The organism is Bacteroides sp. D1, from assembly GCF_000157095.2.
In the GTDB taxonomy this organism is placed as follows: domain Bacteria; phylum Bacteroidota; class Bacteroidia; order Bacteroidales; family Bacteroidaceae; genus Bacteroides; species Bacteroides xylanisolvens.
Genome location: NZ_JH114330.1, coordinates 92,232 through 118,584, shown reverse-complemented (window position 1 = coordinate 118,584; position 26,353 = coordinate 92,232). Strand labels below are relative to the sequence as shown.

General features: G+C 40.1%; 13 protein-coding genes and 1 pseudogene. 2 read left to right on the top strand and 12 right to left on the bottom strand.

Annotation, left to right across the window (positions count from 1 at the left end):
• The 12 genes and pseudogenes from BSAG_RS22060 to BSAG_RS22110 form a co-directional block, all read right to left on the bottom strand.
• Window positions 1–1,803, bottom strand: a complete 1,803-nt coding sequence (locus BSAG_RS22060) for a family 43 glycosylhydrolase (protein WP_004313497.1) — start codon at window positions 1,801–1,803, stop codon at window positions 1–3.
• A gap of 19 nt (window positions 1,804–1,822) precedes the next feature.
• A complete protein-coding gene (locus tag BSAG_RS22065; RefSeq protein ID WP_008997276.1) occupies window positions 1,823–4,207 on the bottom strand; it encodes a DUF2264 domain-containing protein in 2,385 nt (794 codons plus the stop codon).
• Window positions 4,208–4,251: 44 nt separating this feature from the next.
• The gene (locus tag BSAG_RS22070) at window positions 4,252–5,799 is read right to left on the bottom strand and encodes a hypothetical protein (RefSeq protein ID WP_004313499.1); all 1,548 of its coding nucleotides are present in this window, start codon (window positions 5,797–5,799) and stop codon (window positions 4,252–4,254) included.
• 21 nt (window positions 5,800–5,820) lie between these two features.
• Complete coding sequence (locus tag BSAG_RS22075; RefSeq protein ID WP_004313500.1) at window positions 5,821–7,647, bottom strand: BACON domain-containing protein; 1,827 nt, start codon at window positions 7,645–7,647, stop codon at window positions 5,821–5,823.
• Window positions 7,648–7,691: 44 nt separating this feature from the next.
• Complete coding sequence (locus BSAG_RS22080; RefSeq protein ID WP_008770729.1) at window positions 7,692–9,305, bottom strand: RagB/SusD family nutrient uptake outer membrane protein; 1,614 nt, start codon at window positions 9,303–9,305, stop codon at window positions 7,692–7,694.
• 16 nt (window positions 9,306–9,321) lie between these two features.
• On the bottom strand, window positions 9,322–12,381 hold the full coding sequence (locus tag BSAG_RS22085) for a SusC/RagA family TonB-linked outer membrane protein (protein WP_004313503.1): 3,060 nt from the start codon (window positions 12,379–12,381) through the stop codon (window positions 9,322–9,324).
• Window positions 12,382–12,495: 114 nt separating this feature from the next.
• Window positions 12,496–15,516, bottom strand: a complete 3,021-nt coding sequence (locus BSAG_RS22090; RefSeq protein ID WP_008770731.1) for a DNRLRE domain-containing protein — start codon at window positions 15,514–15,516, stop codon at window positions 12,496–12,498.
• 49 nt (window positions 15,517–15,565) lie between these two features.
• Window positions 15,566–17,137 (bottom strand): annotated as a pseudogene (locus tag BSAG_RS25985) (sialate O-acetylesterase).
• Between the two features lie 95 nt (window positions 17,138–17,232).
• Window positions 17,233–20,100 (bottom strand): glycoside hydrolase family 2 TIM barrel-domain containing protein, encoded by a 2,868-nt coding sequence (locus BSAG_RS22095; RefSeq protein WP_004313508.1) that lies wholly within the window; start codon window positions 20,098–20,100, stop codon window positions 17,233–17,235.
• A gap of 33 nt (window positions 20,101–20,133) precedes the next feature.
• Entirely contained in the window at window positions 20,134–24,135 is a 4,002-nt protein-coding gene (locus BSAG_RS22100; protein WP_008015562.1) for a two-component regulator propeller domain-containing protein, read from the bottom strand.
• A 264-nt stretch (window positions 24,136–24,399) separates the two neighbouring features.
• On the bottom strand, window positions 24,400–24,645 hold the full coding sequence (locus tag BSAG_RS22105; RefSeq protein ID WP_004313513.1) for a DUF4248 domain-containing protein: 246 nt from the start codon (window positions 24,643–24,645) through the stop codon (window positions 24,400–24,402).
• A 142-nt stretch (window positions 24,646–24,787) separates the two neighbouring features.
• Window positions 24,788–25,267: an HU family DNA-binding protein gene (locus BSAG_RS22110; RefSeq protein ID WP_004313515.1), complete on the bottom strand. Its 480-nt coding sequence runs from the start codon at window positions 25,265–25,267 to the stop codon at window positions 24,788–24,790.
• Between the two features lie 330 nt (window positions 25,268–25,597).
• On the opposite strand from BSAG_RS22110, the gene BSAG_RS22115 reads away from it, so the two are divergent.
• Together BSAG_RS22115 and BSAG_RS22120 are read left to right on the top strand one after the other, a co-directional pair.
• Complete coding sequence (locus BSAG_RS22115; RefSeq protein WP_004313517.1) at window positions 25,598–25,864, top strand: DUF3791 domain-containing protein; 267 nt, start codon at window positions 25,598–25,600, stop codon at window positions 25,862–25,864.
• Window positions 25,861–26,352 (top strand): DUF3990 domain-containing protein, encoded by a 492-nt coding sequence (locus tag BSAG_RS22120; protein ID WP_004313519.1) that lies wholly within the window; start codon window positions 25,861–25,863, stop codon window positions 26,350–26,352. The genes BSAG_RS22115 and BSAG_RS22120 overlap by 4 nt, the downstream gene beginning before the upstream one ends.
• The last annotated feature ends 1 nt before the right edge of the window (window position 26,353 follow it).

The window sequence follows — 26,353 nt, the reverse complement described above, 5'->3', positions numbered from 1 at the left end:
TTATTCAGAGATAACGATGCCTTCTGTAATTCCACTGTCATTATAGCTGTCAACTCGGTAATGATACTGTACGCCTTTGGTAAGAATGTGGAGCTGTAAATCGGTCGTTTCTTTATCTTTGACCTGGATACATTGATTAAGAAAATCGGGCTGATAACCAAAGCGAACAAGATAACCATCAGCATCGGATACTTTATTCCAGCTAAGCGAAGCATATCTTTCGTCGTCTTTGTTTCTTTTTACTGAAAGTTCTTTAACTATTTCCGGTTTGTCCGAATAGCCGAAACCGAACACACGCAAATCCAATAAAGCAAACTTGCCTTCTTTGGGAGTATGGACATTCTCTATTTTAACAAAGGAAGTTTCTATCGGCTTAGGGAATTCAACATATTCATGTGGTATGGCAACCATGTTCTTTGATTTATCCACTATTAGTTTCCAATCTCTTCCATTGTCGGATACGTACAGCTTATAAGCGTGATAATCTGTTTCTTTGGGAGCATCAGGGTTTATGTCTTGTTCAGCAAAGTTTATCTGAACGGAATTCATACGAATCTTCTTGCCTAAGTCCATTATGAAATATTCACCTGCTTTGCCACTTGTAGCCGACCACCAGGTACGAACATTTTCATCCACTGCCTTTTCCGGTTCGAAACCCGGTAATGAAGAAGACGCCGTACTCTTTTTATGATAGGATTGGAGCATCCAGTCAAAAGCGGAAATATCTTGAGGATTGAATTTCTTTTGAGGTAGTGACATGGGATAATCCCCTAAAACAGTATGGGTTCTCATTCTTCCTTTATCATCAAAAGAAACAGGGAATAAACCTATTCTTCTTTCAAATTCGTCATGATTACCTACCCACATGGAGGTAACTTGCCACCAATTTTCGTATTTGTCTTTAAATACACAACTATGTCCGGCTCCTCCGATAAAACCACCGACTTTTAGAGATACAGGATTATAAGGTTGTTCTACAAAACCACCATTTACACTATCACTTTCCAGAACCACATCACAATACCAATTGCAGATAGTACCTGGAGTGGCATATTGCAGGTAGTATTTATTTTGGTTCTTCACAATCCATGCACCTTCAGGACATGGTACTTTGGAAAATTTTCCCAGCCAGGCAGAGGCGTCAATTTCATCATACAACTCTCTACGTCCAAAATGATAGCCCGATTTGCACTGATTGATATCTGTTACATATTCTCTCAAGACCTTTTTGGAGCCTTCTATCTCTTTGAATGTGGCAGGATCTACTTCGAAGAAAGTAGTAGATTGAGTTCCACCTAAACCATAATAGAAAAAGAAGCGTCCATTGTCAATAAATAAACAAGGATCGGCCATCCGTCTTACTTCACCACATTTTTCCCATTTCCCATTTTCCGGATCGGATGAGCGAATGACATCTACCGTTTTCTTGGTACGGTCTCTGGTGAAATTAACGAAGTATACATAGTTTTCGTCGGCTGCCACGGCTGGTGCTACATAATGATCGACATCAAGAGCGGACGTCTTTACCTCCGGATTAAAGTATATATTCTTCCATGTGATTAAATCGTCAGATACGCGATAGCCACCAATGTCCATCGTGGTAAACAAGTAGTATTTGTTTTTAAACAATACGATAACAGGATCGGCTGCGGAACGGGCTTTCTTTTCTTTTGTCTGAAAGTTTCCCCAACCATAATCCAGATTCATCGGATTACAGAAGGTAGTTTGTTTTTTTACTGATTTATTTTCTGAGCAGGAAAACAAAACTACTGCAACAAATAAAATAGATAATATATTTTTCATGAATTTCCTTCTTTTTATCCTATTTTTTTAAGGCTTTGTCTACATTTAAATCAACACCGGCCCAGCCTTTTTTACAGGTCCAATCTGCAGAAGGAGAAGACCAAAACTCGTCAGACTCCGGTAAACCAAGAGCGATAAATACGGCTGTACATAGATACAGACTGCCTGTCGATATGTATGTCTCACCGATATGGGGTTGATATCCGGCAAAACCTACTCGTAGCCAGCCTTCAGGATTAAATGTTCCGGGTGCATTAACCTGACGATTGATGATAGCGGATAAAGCGGATCTTACTTGAGCCGGCTTTACCCTTTCAGGAAGCAGTTTTCTGTAGGCAACATCAGACAATGCATGAAAAGCACCGAATCGATAAGCCAATGAACGACCTACTATTGGAAATGTACCTTCGGGTGATATCAGTCTTTCTTGTTGTTCGGCATAGCGTGCATAACGTTCGAGTTCAAGGTCATAAGGTATAGAGCTTTCTATACCGTTTTTTTTCATTATTTCCAAAACTTCGACCATCATGGGATGTATGACGAAGCTATTGTAATAATCCAGGTGAAAATCAGCGCCATCACCATACCAACCGTCCCCTTTATACCATTGTGCAAAACGATCGCAAGCGTATTTTACACGCTCATATTCCCATTCACCGGTAAATTCTTTCAAGGCAGCCTCCACCATTGCTGAGAAAAATAACCAATTGGTTTCAGAAGGCTTTATCACTCTCGATGATTTAAGTTCCTTAATGACTCGTTCTTGAGTCGTTTTATCAAGTTTGTCCCATAATTGCGTGCGTGCTCTTAGCAAGCCGTGAGCAAGAAATGCAGCATCGACTAATGGTTGGCGTCCGTTATTGAAGTTCAGATAATCAGGAGATTGTGGATTTACTCCATTAGAAATGGATTTCAAAGCTAAATCAATATATTCAGCACGTAGTTTGCCTTCTATTGTATTGTCTGGTCCTAATTCCAGCCATGTTGAGATCCCGGTAATTAATCTTCCTAAAGCCTCCAAATGCGTAACTTCTTTTCTTTTTTGCATATCAGCAGCGATAGATTCAACCGGCATATTCTTCCGAAGTTCCCCTTTTGCCATATTCGTTAACAGCGGGTAAGAAATGCGATGGAGTGAACTTAACCAGAGAGAACGGTCCGAATTCTCCGAAAAAGCTGTTATTGTTTCAACTACCGGACGATTTTCCAGTAGTTTTTTATATCTGATTAATGCCTCTATAAAATAATAGTCTGCATAAGTCAGAGGGGCATCAATTTCATATTGTTTAGCCATGAAGCCCGTACAATGTTTGATAATATAATGGTTATTATCACCTACTTTTTTTGCGCGATAAGCAGGGGAAGCTAACGATTTTATCTGTTGTTCGGCTATTGTGAGGAACTGTTTGCTTAGTTCCCCTTCTACATAAGTGCTCAATTCTACATAGGCTGATGCCATGATGGCACCAGCAGAGGCATCACGGTCTTCTTTGGGAATATTGGGAGCATCGAAATCCCAATAAGGAATCTTATCCTTAGGCAGACGCGGATGATTCATAATGAACTTACCAATCTTAATAGCGTGGTCCAAATACTCCTTTTTACCAGTCTGCCGATACATCATTGTAAAGCCATATAATCCCCATGCTTGTCCACGTGACCAAGAAGATTGATTGTTTACTCCTTGGTGTGTCACCTGATTCAGAACTTTTCCCGTAATCGTGTCATAGCTTACCACGTGGTATGAACTTCCATCAGGGCGGAAATGATTAATCATTGTCCGGTCTGCATGCGATTTGGCCATATTATAATAGGTGTTGTCTCCGGTTAGGGAAGAGGCTACGTTGAGTAGTTCCAAATTCATCATATTATCAATGATAACAGAGAATTGCCATTTTTTACTATTCCAGGAACGGGTGCATCCTGTTACCGGATGAAAACGGGTCGACAATGATTTTGCAGCAGTCTCTATTACTTTCCTATATGTTTCATTGTGCGTGAGACGATATCCATTTCCAAAGCTGCAATTGATGATAAAACCAACATCATGGTTACTGGTTGTATATTTCTGTTTTTCTACACGTGAAGTCATCTCTTCTGCGGCAGCCCTTATCTGCGGGTCATTACTATATTCGTAACAATACCAAAGGGTACCCGGATAAAAGCCACTTGTCCACCAGGCAGATTCGCATGTAATCATCTTGCCATTTTCCGCTGTTCTCGGAAGTATGCCTTTTTGATCTTTCATCTCATAGAACATGGACATTGATTGTTTGACAGAAAAATCAAGAGCGTCATCAATGACTTTCTTCATGCCCTTTGTCACTGTCTCTGCCGCACAAGTAAAACTGGCTAGCAGAGTCAGACTTATAATTAATATTTTCTTTCTATTTTTCATTACCATCACTTTAAAGGATTTATACTTGTTCCTTTTATTATAAACTTATTCTATTTGTCGAAATACTCAATTAGATTATAGACATTGTAATTCACTTCCTGCATAAACTTGCCCAAGTAAGGATACATCTCATAATGATTGTCATACACTCCTTTATTAGCCGGTTTTCCGCTGTTATCTGTACCGTCGTCATCCTGATACTTGAACCAATGCCATCCCACGCAATTTTTTGCTTCAAGCAATCCCAGCGTAAAATGTTGATAAGCATATGCGCGATCGTTCTGAGTCGGAACCGTGAATCCGGCTCCTGATAGATTATTCAAATCGGAATCTTGTCCTTTTGTATAAAATTCGGTAACTAGGAATGGGGCATCTGTCCATTCTCCCCAATTTTTAACATATGAGTCCAGTTCCGGGCTCCAACGACTGTAGTAATTGATGGATATGATGTCACAGTATTTACCTGCGGCGGCCACTACATCTTTCATATATTTGGGAGTACCGTGCAGGCGTGTGCCTAGATACATCATGTCCGGGTCAGCTTCCTTAATGGCATCCTTTACTCCTTTATAGTAAATTTCGGCTAACCGACCTGCAAATTCACTGTTCAGGTTATCAGTCACCCCCGTTGCCCCTTTCTCATCCATAAATTTCTTTGCTGCTAGATAGGCTACGTCAGTTTTATCTGTAAGTGCCAGAAAACGGTCTAAAATTCTGGAATTCTGTGATGAGAAGTTGATTTCATTGTCTGAGAAGAAACCTAATACGTTGGCATCATGCAAGTAAGGAGCTAAAGACGTATTTACATATTTCTTACAAAAATCTGCCCAGTCATCATAAAGCACCAGTCCCAATTCATTATCCGAAGTGTTGCCTGGATAAGTATGACCATTTTGCGACCTGAATTGTCCTAAAAATCCGAATGAAGGAGTCAACGTTAACGGAGAATTAGGAATGGAAGAATTATGAGTTTGGATCTTTCCATATGTATTCGTGCAAAAGGCTCCTGTACCGTGAAAACCGATACTAGCCAATTCGGCTTGTGATGTTGCTATCCATTTGGCGTCAGTGCCAAAACGTTTGTTCCATGCTTCCTTATTGCGTGCCGAAGAACCGTAACGCATGGAAGTGACACTTCTCTCATAATGTGGATAACCTTCAGGGTCGATAATCCACCAACGACCGTTCACCTTTTTTACATAAAAACGCCCTGTGGCCTGTTGTTTGGTTCCTGAAATGAAACTGCCATACTTATTTGTAATGGCTTTGTAGTCACTTTCAGATTTAATGGTAGGTTTGTATTCTCCCATGTATGCGACAATACGGGTATTACTCTCCGTCCATTTAGTCACTGGTGGAAATTCATTGGAATACTTAACTTTTATCGGACGATAAGGTTTGCCTAAGAGTGAAGGACTGTAAGGCTGCATTTCTCCGGGAGTCGGTAATCCTTCAATGATGTCATTGTTACCTGTGTCGTCATTAATAACAACATCCGGCGGCATAAAATTAGGATCTTTCACTACATAATCCGTACATGAAGCGAGTATGGCATGGCAAACTAACAATGCTTTGATATAGAATGAATAAACTTTCATAATTGTCTTCTTTAAGGGATTTTACTTGGAAATTTTTCGAATACAACGTACATATCGTGCAGGAGATTTGGCATATTTGGCACCAGTCAAACCGGGATTCCACTGTCCGAAACGTACATAGAATACTTTTGAAGCATCATCCGCTTCCGTACTGGTGAAATAGCTGTCACCAGCGGTATTGTCAGCCTTTACATTCATAACATCACCTCCATTATCAGTGAGGATTTTATCCCAGGCTGCCCGAGCATCTTTTTCTTCCTGTTTGATAGCATCAGGCTTCAGCCCGATACTTTGTGAAGGCCTGCCGTTATATGCATTAAATACCGCTTCCATTTCATTTCTTGCAGGTAGATACCAACCGTCTTTACAATATTCCAGAATCGGAATATTAGCAGCTATGCCACTCTCTCTCATCTTTTGAGTATTAGCTTCACCATCTTCCTGATCTGTTAAACCTAATGCGTCTGTAAATCCTTCGTTAGCCCAATTTATGGCAGTGGCGCTACGCTTTAAAGACAGAATTTTAGCATTGTTACCCTCTACCCAAAATACGATACCGCCTTCAGCCAGTTCTGTACCACCATCCATTTTTACAAAATCTCCTATTTGAAAAGCAGCAACTTCCGTCTGTTCTTTTTGTTGTCTTATGGTTACTGTCGCTGTAGCTTGAGCATCACCATTGCCGGCTGTTATTGTTACGATGGCTGTACGAGTCTCGTCACTGTTGTTCTTAGACAAAGCTGTAAATTTAATTTTATCTCCATTTTGTTCTGCAGAAAGCCATGTATTGCCGTTACCTTCAATGACGTATGCAAACGACGGTTTGTTTGTACTAACTGTGACATCTGCTGTAGCCCCTTTTTCACTTGTCAGTTCTATCTGCATTGGTGAAACAGATAAGGTCGCTGGTTCTTCGGGGAATTTATAGTCACCGATTATTTTCATGGCACGTACAAAACGGCTTGTACCTGTCTTGGCACCATAATCCATTCCATATTTTCCAAAACGTACATAGCGTGCTTTCTGTCCGTCTTCGTTTTCCGTACTCGACCAGTAACTTTCTCCGTTACCGTTTTCTGCGGCTGCGTTTATTACTGCTCCTCCAAGGTCGGTTAAATTTTTATCGAATGTAGCACGGGAAGCCTTTTCTGCATCACTGATTTGATTTGGGGTAGCATTTGTAAATCCATTGTCGCGTGCTATTCCGTTATAGATATCAAACAAATGTCCTAATTCTTCAGATGCAGGCAGATACCATCCCTCTCCCAGATTTGTGCATAGAGCAGCTGCGTCATTGTTGCCGGCATCAGTATACAGAGCTGTATTTTCGATACCATTTATCGTGGAGAAAGCATTGTGCAATTTAATGGATGCTTCAAACGGATTACCGCCCCAACGTTCTAGTGAAATGGCCTTCCCTGCTTCTTGATTATCCGGATCAACCCAGAATATCATTCCAAGGCCATCTTCCGTTAATTGTCCGACTTTTAATGTCTTCACTTCCGACTCGTCTTTCGCTAACTGGTTTACCGTCACCTCCATAGAGAATTCTCCGGCATTTAACTTGACGGTGGTAGAACGCACTTCACCGGTTTCGTTAGTCGTAAGGGCTGTATAGATGATACGTTGTTTATTGGCATCTACCGAGAGCCAGCTGGCATTGTAGTCAGCTGTCACTTCATTTGCTGTAGTGGATATTACCACTGTTTTTGAGGAACCTTCATTTTTGTAGAGTTCAACCTCTGTTCCGCTATTATTAAATTCAGGCATGATTCTTACTTCACCATACTCTTTACAAGAGGTTAATATCATACTCAGAATCAATGAAATCAATGTTAGTCTTTTCATACTACGATTCTTTTACAGATTTATAAATTAAAATCAGTTTCTTTTTATTTCCAAGGATCACTTTGCGGAAAGACATTAGTTCCCATCAAGTCAATCTGCGTTTGTGGAATAGGCCATGTTTCATGCTTGCCTAATACAAAGTTCTGACGACATTCGGCATAGTCTTTATCCAGATACGGGTCTTCCAGCATAAGGTCACCTCCATGTTGACGAACACGTTCTCCCAAAATACCAAGACGTTTTAACAATGACCAGCGTACTCCTTCGAAGTGTAGTTCGCGGGCATATTCATCCAGGAGCATATTGAGGGTTAATGGACCGTTTTCATGAGTATTACCTGCTCTTTCCCAAGTTTTGTTGTAGTATTCTATAGCTTTGGGACTGTCGCCACCATCACGGTGGAAATAGGCTTCACTACACATTAAATAAGTTTCGGCTAAGCGATAAACAATCAGGTCCTTGAAACTGGTTGTTCGGTCTGGTTGTGTTGCATTGGTCCATTGGTCAAAGTGTTTCTTTGACATCGGGTGCAGTCTTTCCATATAACCTGCCGCCTTACCATATAAATCTTTAGGGATTTCCTGTCCATAATTAGGTTTACTTTGGTCATTATAGTAAAAAGTATGGATGAAAAGATCTTTATAACGATTGTCTTTTTCTTTATCATACAGACTGAACAAATAGGTGTTTGGATAAACACGTCCCCATCCATATCCTCCTTGGGCAGCTTCAAATGTACAATCCGGATTAGCCTGGGAACGGGTAGTGGTAATAATTGCGGCACGGTGTCCCATCAATGGGGTACCGGTTCCGCCTCCACCCATATTTTCAGAGAACTGATAAGACCATAAAACTTCGGCGGAACGCATGTCCGCACTGTTGAATACATCCCCTGTTTTGGACATCATAGAGTACATTGTTCCATCTCTGAATATATCCTCGCACTCTTCAATTGCCTTGTCATAGTCTTTTTCCCACATGGCCACCTGTGCTCTCACGTGTTTGGCTGTAGCTTTGGTAACACGACCATAGTCATTATTAGGTATTCCCCATTCGAGTGCATTGACAGCATCATCCAAATCTGTCTTGATCTGAGTAAATATCTGTTCTGTGGAAACCGGATGAAAATCACGTTCCAAATTATCTACTGTAGTAGGAATTGTATTCAAATAGAGACGTTCAAAACGTTTCCATAGTTCAAAATATGCACGTCCACGGAAGAATTTAGCTTCACCCCATGCTCGGGTAGTCACAGGATCGTCAAATCCTAGTTGTTCGGCTCCGGTGATAATCTCATTGGCTTTGCCAATGATGAAATAATAGTGTTGCCAGAATGATTCTACATCACTGTTATTGGGCATGAAATTCTGCAGTTTTGCGATTGCGGTACTTGTTCCTGCGCGAAAAGCCATAATATCAGTGCTGTAATCACACATCGTTACTATATAGAGGTTGCTACCACCGCTTCCGTCTCCTTTGGCTAATTCTCTGTCCAAGCTATACAAACCTATCGCTGCGCGATACAATCCGTCAGGGGAGGTGGTCAGATAATCAGTAGTAATATCTGTTTTTGATTTGAGGTTCAGGAAATCTTCACAAGAAGACAATAGCGTAATGGAATATACTGCCAAAGCTGCTATATATAATTTATTTTTCATATTCTGCGGGATTTTATTAGAATGAAACATTAATTCCAAATACATACTGTTTTGATTCAGGATATGCACCCGGTGTCAACTCCGGACTATAAGACAAAAAGTCTGTAAATGTCAGAAGATTGGTTGCTGTAGCATATACTCTTAATTTCTGTAGCTGGAGTTTCTTTATCCAAGTTGTCGGGAAAGTATATCCCAGCTGCAAGGTGCGTAAGCGGATATAAGAAGCATCCTGAATTGCCAGGGAACCATGATAAGTGACATTTGTGTTATGACTAGGTCGCGGAAATTCGTTTGAAGGGTTGAATGGAGTCCAGTAATTTACCTTCACGCCGTTTAGTTTTCCCTGTAAAGAACCACCGCTATTGGATTCGGAGAGATAGCCATTTCTGATTTTACGACCGGACACACCATACCAATCCATATAGAAATCAAAACCTTTCCATTTGAGAGTTGTATTTAGGGAGAGTGTGAAGTCCGGATCTCTGGAGATAGGTGTACGGTCATCTGCATTTATTTTTCCATCGCCATTTACATCTTTTATCTTTACAGATCCCGGAGCGACATTATCTTCGCGTGTCAAGGCTTTATCAGCTATACCATCGCCATCGGTATCAATTGTCGGTTTCAATGTATATTCCAATTTGCCATAAGCATTTCGTTTGATATCGAAATCTTCATACTGATAGATACCGTCCGGTAAATAGTCATAATAAACATGTATAGGTTTACCTACAAACCAACTATTACCCGGTTGGCTCAACGGTTTACCGTTTTCATCGACCTGATTGTCAATCTTTACTATTTCATTAGCATACTGACTGAAATTAGCTCCTAAACTCCATGTGAAATTCTTTGTACGGAAGACGTCGCCGTTGATACTGATATCAATACCATGTGATTTGGTTTCTCCCAAATTATCAAGCATCTGTTCATATCCTAAGACGGAGTTTATTTCACGCTTAACGATCAAGTCTGTCGTTCGGGTATTATAGTATTCAATTGTACCTGACAAACGATTGTTGAAGAAGCCAAAATCAAGACCTATATTGGCTGTGCGTGATTGTTCCCACTTTAAATTAGGGTTTGAAAGCTCTTTTCCGGGAAGATAACCCATGTATGAGTTGTCACCGAATTCATAGCGTTCTTGATCAGTTAATCCAAGTGTTGTATAGTTGCCAATTCCATTTTGGTTACCTACAATACCATAACTCAAACGAAGTTTTAAATTATCGATCCATGACACATTACGCAGGAAACTTTCTTCGTTTGCACGCCATGCCAGGGCGACAGAAGGGAATGTACCCCATTTGTTGTTCTTGCCGAAGCGGCTTGATCCATCTCGTCTGATAGCTACATTCATAATGTATCTATCCATAAAGATGTAAGAAGCACGTCCCATGAAAGATACCAAGTTATTTTCAGAGAATGTTCTCGTAGGTGTGCCGGAAAATTGGCCGTTGGATATAAAATCCCAATCCATGTCTACAGGTAAGTCACTGGTGGCATATCCCAGTCCTTTCGTTTGAGAATGGTCTACTGACTGTACGGCAGTAAGCGTCAGTTTATGCTGTTGTTTTTTTATCGGAACCTCATAAGTGAAGATGTTTTCTATCAGATAATTTCTCTGTTCGTTATTGGTTAGTTTGGCAGTTGCTCCTCCACCGGGATAATTGACACCTTTCACTTCTCCATCTTCCTGCTGTCTGTTATAGAAAGAAGTATTTAAACGATAATTAAATCCTTTGAAAGGTTTCAATTCCAGGAAGATATTGACACGGTAGCTGTTATTCGTTATTTCGCGTGCATAATTCTGTGCTCTGTAAAGTGGGTTAACATCGTTGGCAGTGTCGATATATTTAGTATAACTACCATCTGCATTATATACTTTAGCCAGCGGAGTACGGGTAATGAACTCCGTAAAATTTCCATCTTCACGTTCACTTTTGGATAATGCGTAGGAAGTATTCACTCCGAAACTAGCCCATTTGTTCACTTTATAGTCTACATTTAGGCGGAAAGCAGCTTTTTTATATCCCGAGCCGGTCGTTACCATACCGTCTTGATCAAAGTAATTGAGGCCGGCTGAAACACGGAGTTTGTCAGTTCCGCCACGTACGGTTAAATCATGGTTCTGGTAAAGAGCATTCTTCAACATCAGATCTTCCCAGTTGACAAACTCTCCGTTCGCCCAGACTTCACTCATTATTTCGTCGCTCAAAGCCTCTGCAACAGAGATTTCGCGGGCGTCAATAATGCCTTTATCGTTTGCCATTGCTTCTCTTCGAAGCATCATATATTCTTGTGGAGAATAAAAATCGAAGTTCCGCCATAAAGACTGAATACCTACATAACCGTTATAATTCACTTCCATTTTACCTTGCATACCACGTTTGGTTGTTACAAGAATTACACCGTCGCTGGCCCGTGCACCATAAATGGCTTGAGAAGCTGCATCTTTCAGAATTTCGATAGACTCAATGCTTTCCGCACTTAAAGTACTGAATTCTTCACTACTTGATACTGAACCGTCAATAACATACAATGGTGTGTTTTGTGCACTGATAGAACGGTTTCCACGGATGGTGATGGTAGGAGCAGATCCGGGTCTGCCTGATGAACTTGTTACATTAACTCCCGCCACACGTCCACGGAGCATATCTCCCACATTCCCTGCTGGGAAACTTTTCATCTCATCAGTTTTAACGGAAGCAACGGAAGTAGCGATATCGCTTTTCTTTTGATAACCGTAACCCACTACCACGATTTCTTCCAGTAATTTAGAGTCTTCGGACATGGTTACATCGATAATTTTCCGATTGCCTACTTTATGCTCTTGATCTGCATAACCTATATAGGAGAATACAAGTGTGGCATTAGAAGGTACCTCAATAGAATATTTTCCATTCATATCGGTAATCACACCGGTGGTACCTCCTTTCACATGGACATTCACTCCAATCAATGGGCTTTGTGCGTCAGACACAACACCTGTCACTCGTACATTTTGCGCATGTATGCCTACCATAATCATTAGGAAAATAGCCGGCAAGATTAGTTTTAATTGATTGTTTTTCATTTATACATAAGATTTAATTATTGAATAAGCTGAACAAAAGTCTTCAAAAAAAGAAATATAATATAAGAGGATTGTACGAAAAGAGAGTAAAATCATACGGTTACCTGGTTTATGTTACCAAATCGATAATATCGGCTTATGGTTAGACTCTTTCGTATCCAAATAGCAACTTTTACCATTGTCCGAATCATCGCCCAATTGCCGGAGCTCTCTTATCAGTACGAAAGTGATCTCTTTCTGCTTACACTTACGTATCAGTTTAGTAACATCGAGCTGATGATATGAAGCATTTTTATCGACTATGATTTCTCCTGCTACATGTGCGGTGTTCCCTACTTGGGTTATACGCATCTGTTTCCTATCCAGATTAGGAGCGTTATTCCAATTTAAAGACATTTCATTCCAATCGCAGTTGTCTAAGGCATAGACATGGAAACGATATGAATACTTGTCCGACGAATTACCATAAATTTGCAGTAGCGCCGCATTTATATTATCTACTTTGGACAAGTCGAATTTGATGTAGCTGACCTGATTGTGATTAATCTGTGAAGCGTTCATTTCTACACTCATCTTTTTTATTTTGCCAAAGTTCTTTTCGCTATTACTGCCACTTTTTATAGTAGCATCTGCTGTAGCAGTCAAAGTGTAGGGTGTACTTTGGCAAGCGGGGATAGTAAGAAGCATCACACTTTGAGCCGGTAGTTCGAACGATAGTTGTCCGTTTTCGGAAATTTCTTTTGACCACACCACTTCGCCATAGGCATCCGCACTTACTTCTTCGGCAAATACCTTTGTACCGGTGGGGAGGTTTAATGATTTTAAATTCAAAGTCAGTGTGTTTGGCGAGAGTTTACGTTGTACAAGCCATATATAATATCGCATTTCTTCCGGGTTGTAAGAGGTTAATGCATCTACCTCATTATCGGGGACTGATTTCACTGTTTCCAATAGCGGTCGTTCGTCCTTAAAACCTTTTGCAAAAAGCCGGACTACCTGGCCCGTCCGCTGAATACCACTTATATCATAAGATTCCGGGATGTTTTTTACTGATTCTTCATCAAACAATTTTATCTCCCTCACCTTGATACTGCCCTTATCGGTAGCAATAAAACGAATTCTCGAACTTGTCACAGGAGTCTTAAATAGAAAGAAAGATTGCGTATAGCGAGCATTGTTTTCAATAGTTTCTTCAATATCTTTCCAACCGGTGCCCTCCCAATATTGCAACCGGAAATTCTTCACGCGGTCCGGACCTGTGTAGACTCCGTATTCCGAGCCGGTATAAACCACGGCCGCACCCAAAGAATAACTCTTTCCCAAATCTATTTCGAGGCATTTCTTTTCGTCTGTATTCACAGATGTCCACATGGAGGCATCAGTCTTGTTGCCGTCGGTGATCACTTTCACTTGTGCAGGATGTGAAGAAGTCAAATCAATGACTTTCTTCCCCAATGCTACGTTGTTGTAAGCATCTTCTACGATTCTCTTGCCTTGCCAGATAAAATGATGTCCCGATTTAATGCCACGCGGATAGGTGTTGCTGGTTGTGTTAGCAAATTTGAAGGCCCACATACCATGCCCCTGGTTAAGAGTATTGTTGGTGTATTCACCTGCCCATTCGGTAAATAGGGAAGGGGAGTCCATCGTCTCGTATTTGTCAATGAGATAGGCATTCATCCAACGCCCGGTTTCAGTATACACTATCGGAAGAGAGCGTTTTAAAGGATGATTATCTACTATGATCTTCCGTATGTCTGAAACCTTGGATACATATCCTGCTGCCGGAAGATTATAAGAGTGTGTTGAGAATATGTCCAGCAAGTCTCTGTCAGAAGGGAATCCCCGATAATCAATACGCAGGCTTTTCACAACTTCCGCCCACCAGTTAGCGTTGGAGCCTGCCGTGACAGGACTTACAAAACGTGATTTCAGATGCTTTCCATAGAGTTTGTTTACATCCTGTATTGCACAATATATAGCATCTGACACAATTTTCATGGCATCTACATATTGCGTGATTTTCATCGGACCGGAATGTCGGTGATTAGGTTCGTTTTGCATGGCGAACATTGTCACGTCACCCGTTTTGGCTGCATAAAATGCCAGGGCATAAAAGCGTTGCCATTGTTTCCATTTATTGCTCCATGTATGGTCAAAATCTGTTGAATTCATCTGTAGGACTACATCTATGTTCAAGCGTTTCAATTCAAGTAAAGCATATTCAAATACCATTGAATTGGTGGAGAATTGTTGCTTACGGCATCTTTCTAAAATCAGTTTCCATTTGATGAAGTTATTTTTTTCCGGACTACTTCGTAATTCATGTTTGTACGCTTCAAACTCTTCTAGTGTATTCAAGTTCTTCTGATAATTTACTGCCTCTTCGGGTACGTAATCATTCATGGATGTCCATACGCGTAAACTGTTTACATTAGAATATTCAAGCCAGCCTGAGATGTTGCTGCCGGGCATATAATATCCTTGATTGTAAGCTACGTATTTCATGGTATTGCCTATCACATCTTTATTGACCGTTACAAGCATGTCTTTAGGAAATTCTTTATGAACTCTATCTGGCAATTCATTCTGTATAACAGGAACAATCATATTTTTCTTTTCTTTGCCATATACTTCAAACTCATTGATGGTAACAGGTTCCCCATCAGTAGAGATTAGTCGAAGCTGGAAAGTAGTAAGCTGTGGGGTAAATGTAAATTCGATTTTATCTAATCGGTTCTCCGTACATTCCGTATTAGGCAAGTCTGTCCAGTTGGCATCGTCCCAATACTGAATTTTGAAGTTCTTCATCGCCCAGAAGCCGGGAGCTTGTCCTTTCTCTTGTTCCGTCTTTTCCGGTTCAGGAATTCCCGTGTAGATAACTATCCTGTCGATATCATAATATTTTTGCAATTTAAGATCCAGAATATGCGGGGTACGAGCACCTTTGGCACTTGTCCAGGAAGAAGTACGCGAAATAACTCCGTCAGTTACATTGGATGCTGGAAATTCTTTTTGTTGTGAAGAAGCTATTACTGGTTTGTGCAATGCCACATTCACATTATCAGCAGATATACCCACGAAAGGTATAACCATGGCTCCGTAAACTAAAACCAAACATTTTCTTAGGTACATAAATCTTTTGTATTTTATGGTATGTATTTATTCTTCAGAGTAACAAGCCTTATAAGCTGCTTCTGCATATTTTCGGTTCCGGATTAACATATACGCTTTCTGTTGCTAACCGATACTTGTCTGTACGGAAGGGAAATGCCGGAAAGCCTTCTTTATTAAATAAGTTCATATCGCCACTATTCACCCAGAGGTAACGGACATCTACGGGATTTGTCACCAGATTATTTTTCACCTTTACTTGATTTTTGCCTACGATGATTGCTTCAGCGGGATAGAATTTACCATCTTTACCCGCAACAGCGAAACCTGAAAGTGTTGCTGCATTGTCTTTGCTAACGAGCCCTGTACCGGCATTGGTAAAATCAAGTAACAAAGATCCATCGGCAGTTTTCGTCATTTTCTTGAATTCCGGCCCCTGGCAAACAACTTTTTTACCATAAACTTTTCCTAGTGCTAATTGAGACAATCGCCAGCCTACTGTGTCTTTCACTATGGGATGAATGTCTTTCGGATTACCCTGATCGAAAGCGACAACCATTGCTGTATTTTTTACATGGTGCGAGGTGAGGTATTGCGCTTCACGTAGCTCATACCAATAACGTGTTTTCGTTTCGAATCTGGGTAACTGAATAAAGAGAAAAGGAATATCTCCCTGTCCCCAAGCAGTTCTCCATTCATTTATCATGGCGGGAAACAATTTGCGGTATTGCGCTCCGCGGGCTGTGTTCGATTCTCCCTGATAAAAGAGGAAACCTTTCAATGTGTAAGGAATAACAGTGTTTAGCATTGTCTCGGACAATCCTATCGGTCTATGGAAATTCTTTCTTCCCATAGGTTCCACCGGTTTGTCTATATACTTCTTTTGTTCCGCGTTCAACTGGTTATATTCTGCCAGACTTGAAACATAACGGTTGTATAGTTTTTCGTACCCGTCCGATCCGTAAGAATTCACTATACTGTCATAATGCTGTACTATCGGCCGGAAGTCTTTGTCCGACATCAGCAGTGTCCTGCTTGTCTAGGCCTCCACCGTGGTTCCTCCTACCGGAGTTTGGATGATACCGATAGGAATATTCAACTCTTTATGTATGTTTCTGGAAAAATAATAAGCGATTGCAGAAAACTCCGGTGCTGTCTGCGGCGAACATACCCTCCATGATGCTTTGGACACTTCATGTTCCGGGTAGAATTTCCTCGGCACTTTATAATAACGTATTTGTGGATAGTCGGCCGAACTAATCTCCTTTTGAGCATCTTTTACTCTGCGCAAAGCGAATTCCATGTTCGACTGACCACCCGCCAACCATACATCACCTATTAAAACATCCTGAAAACTAACCTTATTATTACCGTTTATAATATCTAATTTATAGGGCCCTCCGGCTTCTCCGGTCTTCAATGTCACTTGCCATTTTCCCTGAATGGCTTTTACTTTCCGAAGCTGCCCTGCAAACCGGACCTCAACCAGTGAACCGTTTTGGGCTTCTCCCCATATCTTTATTATGGCATTTCGCTGCAATACCATGTGGTCCGTAAAGACATCTGCTACCGTAAATTTGTCAGTTGCAAAGGATAGTATTGTTATCAGTGATAAAAAGGAAGAAAATAATATGCGTTTCATAGTTTGCCTGATTATAAATTCATTGGCAAATATCCTGCTTTTGTATATGATAAGATATAAAAATCGTTCTTTTAAGAAGCAACATTGTACGGAAGTTACTTTTGTTTTTTCTTTATTATAGTCTTTAATAATATGGTACGTCTGTCTCCTTTCAGCGTCACTTTCATCTTGTTTTTCAGATGAGAGATATTCGTTCTGATAATCAACTGTTGTTTGGGGTGGATGATATACTTTTCCCATGTTCCATCCGTGACCGAAAGACTGATGTTAAGAGGCTCGTCTACCGGATTCTCCAATACAGTAACCATCGTCTTTGCCTTTCGGGGAAGTGCCAGATAAAAGTAACCTTCGCCAACGGTTGAAGATGTATCGACAATGGGGCTACCTCCACGTGAGAAAGTAAATGGAGCCATCGGACGTCTGCCGTATGTGACATATTGCACTCCCGGTTTCGAATTCCAGCCTCCGTAGGAGCCTGCATATTGATATCCATATTCATCAATCTGCACTTTATACTTCGGCAGTTCTTCCTGTCCTTTTGGAATGATAGGAATCGTATTCACCATCAAACCGTTACATGGAGCATTAACTATCCCTCGTTCAGAGGCATAGTCTCCCCAAATAATGGAATCGTTTATGGCTACATACTGTTCATGCTTCTTATTGACAGCCATATACAGAATCATGTTGGAAAGAAGTTTGTCGGCTACAGGATCTACTTCGCAATGGTCTATCAAGTCAAATCCGGATAAAAGGATGGAACCTTTCCCCATAAACAATTCGGATAAAGCTGTACCAGCCAGGGCACGGCTATAGTTGGCGAGAGTTGCCACATCCTCTATTGAGGACGATTGCAGCTCATAACCCGTATTTACAGGATAGATGGCCGGGAAGCCATTCTTCGACTCATCATAAGAAGTATAGTCAGCCCATAGCCTGAACATACGTGGATTCAATCCACTGAAAATCGGATGATAAGGACGTTCCAAATTGATATTCATGCCATCTTTGTATGCCAGAGACGGTGACAGATAAACCGGATCGTTATTACTATGTTCCAGAAATTTTACTTTTACGGGCAACCAGGATGAGTTGAAAGTGGTTTGATTCTGTTCAAGGCAAATAATGCGGCCGCCTTTATTGACATACGCTTTCAATTCTTCGGTTTGTCTGTCAAGGTTATCATCCCACGAATCTTTACCGATGACAAATGTGGAGTGCATAGGGAGTTTTGTCAATGAGGATGCTGTTTTCACGGAATATCCCTTTCTTTGTAAACAGTTTAATGTTTGTTGTTCCGGGGTAGTGTCATATACAAAAACTGTTGTTTCTGTATCAGCCGGGTTGTTCCAATCCTTTCCGGCAATAAATAATTCGCTTTCGTTATATGACACCTTTTTGTCTTTGGAATAAATCTCTCCTTTTAATAGATAATCTCCCGTGGGTAGATTCTGTGGGATATTGATAGTGAGAGGTAATTTGTCGGTTCCATAATAAGGGACAAACGGGAATTCATTTTCTCCCGATATTACTTTCTTGCCTTCATGCTCAATCCACCAATGCAGGCGGGCATTGCTCAATCCATTACCGTAATCATCGTCATTCACTACGTGTGCCACTACCGATAGCTTCTTTCCTGCATATACTTGTGATTGCCAGTTTTCCCAACTCAATAATATAGGCTGATAGCTAAGCTGATACTGCCTGGCGACCGGTTTGGGCTTCATTTCGGCAAAAGAACTTACTCCGTCCCAATGGTGAAATACAATGGTGAAAGGCATGGTGCCAGCCAGACAATCATTCTGGCTTCTTAAGCGGCGGAATAGCTCTGTCGCATTTTTCAGAACAAATGCCTGATAGGCCATGGCGGCTTCTGCTTGTTTCGCATCAGGCAAATGTCCTGTCCAGCACTTTTGAGAACCGGGTTGCTTGGTTCTCGAACAAAGGTTAAAGCGTCCGTCTATACCAGTATAGTTACCCACACATTCTGTGAAGGTAATGGGCTGTACTTTTCCCGGATTTTGCCACATAGCCTTGTCGCGCATATTCAGGTAGGTGAGGAAAGAGTTATAGTACCATCCCCAATACCTGTGTACGTCATAGATATCTGCTGATTTCCCTAGACCATAGCCGGCATTACAAATATACAAACGGGTACTATCCCATTTTTTAAGTTCTTGATACATTCGAGTAAGAAAATCCCTGTATAAGTCACCTACCTTTCCTTCGTAGGGCATTTCATTGGATAAAATATAAATTACGACAGAAGGATGGGAGGTAAACGGACCTAAATCTATTTCCTTATAGGTTTTAAGTGATAATTCAAAATCTGTTGGAGGAGCTGTTTTTGTTGCGTGTTTAGGACGTCCGTACCGACCGGCGAATATCATCATTCCTTCTTCGTCGCATACATCCATCCAGTTTTGGTTGTCGGGGATACGAATGATATTGATATGAAGGCTTTTCATATATCGAACATAGTCACGGGCAAAGTCTTTACTTTGCTCCAGTTGTTCCGGTATGCCACGTTCCGGTGGGTTTATGGCATTGCCTCGCAGGTAGATTGGTTTGTCGTTTAAATAGAATACACCGTTATGCATCTCAAATTTTCTGAATCCTATTCTCTTCTGAAAAGTCTGCTTTCCTGCTTTTAGTGTAAGGTCATAAAGTACAGGCGAAACCGGACTCCATAATTTCGGAGTTAATTGATCTGTAGCCAGTATAACTGTCGTATCGGTTTTATGATTAAAGAGATATTCTTTTGAAAAGTTGCATAGTTTCTCTTTATTCTGTGAGCCGACAATGGTGGCATCAAGCAATAAATGTTCACCCGCTTCTGCCGATAAAGTAACTTCTATTTTGACACTATTGTCAGAAGTAATAGGAGTTATTCTTTGAATATCGGCAGCAACCGATAATAATGGGAATAACAGACAAAAAGCACCTAATAGTTTTGTTCTCATAGTATTCTTATTGTATTAAAATAGATTATAAATTTATTCCGTGATTCCCTTTTGGAACTGTGCTGGTGTTATCCCGAACAGTTCTCTGAATCGTTTAATGAAATAACTTGGAGAGTTGAAACCTACTTCATAAGCTATTTCCGAAATCGTCTTAGTATCTGACTGAATCAGCAGCATTTGTGCTTTTTTCAACCTGACGTTTAAAATAAAATCATTCGGCGTCTGTCCTGTTATTCCTTTTAGTTTCAGGAATAACTTGGTACGTCCGATGTTTAAAGCCTGCGCGAACATGTTCACATCAAAGTTAGGATTATCGATGTTCTGTTCAATACAGATCACACATTGTTCCATAAATTGCTGGTCTGCACCATTGGTTGCCAAAATATCTACATTGTTATCCATTTGTTTAGCATATTTTTTCTGTAACAGCTTTCTGCCGTTCACCAGGTTATTACAACGCATAAACAAATGTTTCACATTAAAAGGTTTAGTGATATAGTCATCCGCACCCATTTTTAACCCTTGTATAGTAAATTCTTCCGCAGTCTGTGCTGTGAGCAGTATGACAGGTATGTGTGAAGTTTCAAAATTACTTTTTATCATCCGGCACATTTCTATTCCGGACATCTTGGGCATCATGATGTCACTAAGCACAATATCAGGTTGCACTTCTTTGGTTTTTTCAAAACCTTCTTCACCGTCTTGGGCTTCATAAACCGAGTATACTTTGGAGAATAAACGTACTAACAGCTCTCGTAATTCTTCGTTATCTTCGACAATCAGTATTTTACTCGAAGGTTCTTCTGTCCTGTCAGAATTTTCATCCTCCGGTATCTCTTCCGTTATTTTTTCATCATCCATCTTCAGTAATGAAATGCAGTATGAATCAATATCAGGAGTCTCCACTTTTTGTGAAACCGAAATATGGCTGTCTCCCAAAGGTAGCTCAACGACAAATGTTGTCCCTTTCCCTTCCCGGCTTCGGGCACCGATTTTTCCTTTATGCGCTTCGATAATACTTTTTGCAAGCGCTAGGCCAATGCCTGTGCCTTTCTGGTTGTCCAAACTGTCTACTTGATAGAAACGGTCGAATATCTTATTCAGATTTTCTTCGGCAATGCCTATTCCCGTATCTGAAATAAGTATCATAACGCTGTTTTCATACTCTTGTACCGATAATGAAACCGTACCTCCCAAAGGTGTATATTTAAAAGCGTTCGACAACAAGTTATAAATAACCTTTTCCAGTTGCACTACATCAAACCATACATCCAGCGAACGATCTTTATTAAAGTATTCGAAAATAATCTGTTTGCCTCTGGCGTATTCTTTGAAGGACAAATAGATTTCATCCAGAAACGAATAAATATCCTGCTTGCTGTATTTAAACTTCTCGAATCCCTGTTCTTGTTTTCTAAAATCAAGAAGTTCGGTAATTAAACGTTTCATACGTAGTGTATTTCTATGTATGCCTACTAATTTGCCGTATACTAACGGTTGAATATCATTCCGTTCCATTAGCATTTCCAACTGACTTACAATCAGAGTAAGCGGAGTACGGAATTCATGTGATATATTGGTAAAAAAGCGGAGCTTTGACTGGTTCAGTTCTTCTATCTGCTTTTTTTCTTTCTTCTCATATTCGAGCGAGGCCCTCAATTTTAGTTTGGAAGAATAGAAACTTACTATTATGTATATAGAAATAATTATTATAATGCCATAAAGGCAGTACGCCCATGTCGATTTATAGAAAGGTGGTTTTATCACAATATCTATCTCCTTACAAATACTTTCCCTTCCGGAGTATTCTTCAGAGCTTTTTATTATTAGCTTGTATTTACCCGGATTCAGGTTTGTGTAAGTGATTCCTTTGCGATAACCGGCACTCATCCATTCTTTATCAAACCCTTCCAGTTTATAGTAAATCCGATTTCTTAATACTGATACATAGTTTGATAACGAAAAATTAACTGTGATGATGGAGTGATTATGGTTCAGGGTGATTTGCGGTTGATATAAGATTGACTCGGAAAGGATGCCGGAGCCGTCATTGGGTAGTATGAGTTTATTGTTAACTTCCAATGAAGTAAAGTTCAGCTGATAAGGTTTAACATAAGAATTCAGTTCTTTTTCGAAGAAAGAGATCATCATCTTAGGTCCGGATAGGAATATTTCATTATCATGGGCGACAAACAATCCGTAAGGATTCAATGCTGTCATCGGAAAACCATTTTGTTTGTTATAGTTATAAAACCGTTCGTTTTCCATGTCAAACCGTGAAAAGCCCTGATTGCTTGCTATCAAAAGATAACCTGAAAGAGATTCGTTTATATCCAGAATATAATCGTTAATCAAATCTGAGTTTTGTGAGTTGAACGATTTGAATGTATTCGTTTCAGGTTGGTATAGAAATATCCCGTCTCCGGAAGAACCAGCCCATATATTCCCTTTTTTATCCTCGAAAAGCACGTTTATAAGGTTACTTCCTATAACTTTTTCGGAAGTGTTGGGAACAAAATATTCATCCCGTTTATGAGTTGCTATATTATATTTTACCAGTCCCAAATAATAGGAAAACCATAAATTGTTATGCTTGTCGAGATGCATATCAATGATTTGCCTGTTGTTGAGTTTGCTATCCGTTAATAGTTTGGTACATTCTCCGGTTTCCGGATTAAATAAACCGATGCCGTTGTGGGTAGCCAGCAGCAAGTTCCCTTTATATGGAATAATTTTTCGGATTATATCATTAATCAATGTGTTCTTTATGCTGGGAACATGTCTGTAGTTGGTAAACTTCTGTGTTTTCAAGTTTAACTTATCCAATCCTCCTTTTAACGTTCCTATCCATAGTATCTGATTCTTTTCATCCAGATATAAAGCTTGAATTGTATTGGATGCAAGTGAATTACTTTGATTACTGTGTTTATATTCGATAAAGCTCTTGGTCTTTCTATCGAGATAATTCACTCCTCCGCCTTCTGTTGCAATCCAAATACCACCTTTGGAGTCCTCTTTCATTCTTCCGGCAAAAGGGGATGTCAATTTACCTTTTTGTGATTCATCGGGATAATAGTAGGTGTAGATTTCATAATCGGGATTGAATAGATTGATTCCACCGTAGTAGGTACCTATCCAGAAAGTGCCCTGCTGATCTTTCATCATACAAATGATGGAAGAATTGCTTAGGCTATAAGGCTTGTTGTCTTCACTGTAATGAGTAATATTGTTGGTGGTATCCAGTTTGTCCAAACCTTTAAAAGTGCCTATCCAATAATTGCCCTGGTTGTCTTCAACAATACAACGGATATAATTGCTGGAAAGTCTGTTTTTATAAGGTCCGTCCTTATAGTTGATTTGTACGCCATTTCTGTCCAGGCGGAAAAGTCCGTCATCCTTAGTTCCTACCCAAATATTCTTTTTGGAATCTTCATAAATACAGGTTATATCTTTCTCGGGAAGATAATTAAGCCATTTCTTATTACTATCTATTATGTACAAGCCTTTATTCATCGTTCCTACATACAGGTTGCCTTCATGATCTTCAGTGATGCATGATATGCGTACACTGTCCAGGTGGTAATAATACTCTAGTTTATCTTCTTTTCGGTTGTATGTAAACAATGAATCTCTCGTACAAACCCATAACCGGGAGTTGCCGTAGTCAATGGCCTGGATATTGTTGTTACGGATAGTATGGAAAATGTTTTTCCTGATATCGTATTCTACTACAGCATACTTGCAACGGATATAAATATGACCGTTTTTATCGCCACAGATAGTGCCTATGTTATTATTGTACAAGCTGTTTTTATCATTCTCAATCGGGCGGAATATATGGAAATCAGTACCGTTGTATCGATTCAGACCATCTTTGGTTCCTATCCAGATAATACCGAATTCATCTTGATAAATAGACGTGACTGTGGGTTGTGAAATGCCATTTTCTACTCCGATCGCTTGGAAGTGTATATTTTGTCCAAACGAAAGAGTAGAAATTAATAATAAAAGAAATGGAATATACTTCTTATACATACAATGGACTCCTTTAATACAAAACAAACTTATGAATTATTTTCGGAGTATACCAAGTAAAACAGCTTGTTTAACTAATGCAATCTTCCTGAAATAATCGGTTGGTAACAAAGGTAGTGTTGGGTAGTCGTTTTTAATATAAGAATAGGACGATTATATATCAATATTGTACGCAATCGGTGAATAATCCTTTTCTATTGATTATGTGGCTTATTTAAAAGCGGCAGGACAGCTGTAATGATAAAACCAGTATTCTGGACATCCTTATGGAATGTCCAGAATACTGGTGATGATTTGTACCTGCCGGGGAGTAAACGTTCGTGTACGCGGATGATAACCTGTGGCAGTCAATAACTGAAGCAGTTCTTTATTTATTTTAATCCATTTGGTGAATATGCGTATGGCGCAACGGGGTGTAATGTTCGGATTGTACATACAAGCCAATTCCTTTTTCTTATAAGTTTTAATGCGAAACGGAATTTCTTCCTCTTCTGATGGCAATTCTTTCATGTTGATATTTTAATGTTTTAAGATGTGGTAAAGATACAAAATAAAAAAGGCGTTGTCAAGTCTTTTGCAGGAATACTTTGGGAAACAGTATCCGCCCGTGGGCGGGTACTGTTTCCCTGCTTTTAAAGGCTGATGATTAATCTTATGCTGCCGGGTCCGGTGCTTCTCCTTTGCCGTCATCCGGGTTTGGATTCGGGTTGGGGTCCGGTTGTTCTGGGCTGATGGAACCATCATCGGAAGCTACCGCTTTTTGAACACTGACTTTACTTAGCATCTCTTTGAATTTGTAGCCCGGAGTGAAAATGATTTTCACTCTGCGTATCGTATCGCTATCTACCTCTTTTTCAGTATCCTGACTTTCGCAATTCATACCAGGACGGAAGCATCCGAAATCTCCTAATTGAACAGAGATGCCTTTTCTAAGGTTGAGATTTAATGTATCGATCAAAGCATCGAGTACAAATTTTACCGCTCCACTGGGGACCATTCCGACTTTGGTGATTTCCTCGCACAAATCTCTGAAATCTACCGTATTGGTGATTACATTTTGTGCTACATACTTTTCAGCTTTAGTTTTATCAAAGCCGAATGTTCTTTTTTTAATGACGTATCTAAGTGCCATAGTTTTTTGTTTTTTAAATTAGTTACTTTATTTATCAATTCTCTTTGTGATCACGATGCAAAGATACTATGGGCACTTTCCGGGGAGGTGCTTTAACGGTCCTAGATGTACGTACTTTGATTCACTTTTATTTATTTTGTTTGTATGCCTCTGATTTATAGATTCTTATGTCTTCTACTTTAATAGCCATTTCCAAATAGGGAGTATTTCAATCAGTTTCACGATACTCAAATGTTCTTGATAATCATAAAATATGCCGAAAAACGATGAACGTTGCAAGAATAAACACTATATTTGTACATATTACACTAAGATAATAGAGGTATAGCTATGCTACATTCAAGCCAATCAGCCCCCGTTGTTGATGGCAAAGTCATGGAGTTTGTGATTTTTGCCATTGAGAGTGCCGCCCAGAAGTTGGGTATTCCGGCTCCTACTCTCTATAACCGTTTGGAAAAACTGAATCTTATCCGTCAATACCTGATAAGTGGATATGACATGCTTCACACCCAGAGTCGTGAGTACATAGCCGATACGTTGGTAGAAGCTCTTGAAAACTGGGAAGCCTACTATAAAGAAAAAGGAGAATTTGTATGAAAGTCTATCATGGTAGTACGCAGGCCGTAGAATATCCTTTGGTCGGTGTCGGACGCGAAAACCTCGACTTTGGTAAAGGATTCTATGTAACAGATATCTATGCCCAGGCTGAACGTTGGGGAGCTGTCATGGCATTACGCCATCCTGGTAGCACATCTGTAGTAAACATATACGAGCTTGATGTTGAAAAGATAAATTCATCCGGATACAAATGGCTTCACTTTGACGGGTATAACAATGATTGGTTGGAATTTATTGTCAGTAGCCGTTTAGGAAAACAGCCATGGTTGGAGTACGACATTGTGGAAGGCGGTATTGCTAATGATCGGGTTTTCGACACAATAGAAAATTTCATGGAAAACCAGATTACTAAAGAAGTAGCTTTAGGACGTTTGCGTTTTGAGCAGCCCAACAATCAGTTATGCATTCTCAATCAACGTCTCATTGACGAGTGTCTCTCTTTCAAAGAATATGTAACAATAAAATAAA

Excerpts from the sequence above, each read along its gene's own strand:
- BSAG_RS22060 (WP_004313497.1), bottom strand. The coding sequence starts at position 1,803 with ATGAAAAATATATTATCTATTTTATTTGTTGCAGTAGTTTTGTTTTCC.
- BSAG_RS22065 (WP_008997276.1), bottom strand. The coding sequence starts at position 4,207 with ATGGTAATGAAAAATAGAAAGAAAATATTAATTATAAGTCTGACTCTG.
- BSAG_RS22070 (WP_004313499.1), bottom strand. The coding sequence starts at position 5,799 with ATGAAAGTTTATTCATTCTATATCAAAGCATTGTTAGTTTGCCATGCC.
- BSAG_RS22075 (WP_004313500.1), bottom strand. The coding sequence starts at position 7,647 with ATGAAAAGACTAACATTGATTTCATTGATTCTGAGTATGATATTAACC.
- BSAG_RS22080 (WP_008770729.1), bottom strand. The coding sequence starts at position 9,305 with ATGAAAAATAAATTATATATAGCAGCTTTGGCAGTATATTCCATTACG.
- BSAG_RS22085 (WP_004313503.1), bottom strand. The coding sequence starts at position 12,381 with ATGAAAAACAATCAATTAAAACTAATCTTGCCGGCTATTTTCCTAATG.
- BSAG_RS22090 (WP_008770731.1), bottom strand. The coding sequence starts at position 15,516 with ATGTACCTAAGAAAATGTTTGGTTTTAGTTTACGGAGCCATGGTTATA.
- BSAG_RS22095 (WP_004313508.1), bottom strand. The coding sequence starts at position 20,100 with ATGAGAACAAAACTATTAGGTGCTTTTTGTCTGTTATTCCCATTATTA.
- BSAG_RS22100 (WP_008015562.1), bottom strand. The coding sequence starts at position 24,135 with ATGTATAAGAAGTATATTCCATTTCTTTTATTATTAATTTCTACTCTT.
- BSAG_RS22105 (WP_004313513.1), bottom strand. The coding sequence starts at position 24,645 with ATGAAAGAATTGCCATCAGAAGAGGAAGAAATTCCGTTTCGCATTAAA.
- BSAG_RS22110 (WP_004313515.1), bottom strand. The coding sequence starts at position 25,267 with ATGGCACTTAGATACGTCATTAAAAAAAGAACATTCGGCTTTGATAAA.
- BSAG_RS22115 (WP_004313517.1), top strand. The coding sequence starts at position 25,598 with ATGCTACATTCAAGCCAATCAGCCCCCGTTGTTGATGGCAAAGTCATG.
- BSAG_RS22120 (WP_004313519.1), top strand. The coding sequence starts at position 25,861 with ATGAAAGTCTATCATGGTAGTACGCAGGCCGTAGAATATCCTTTGGTC.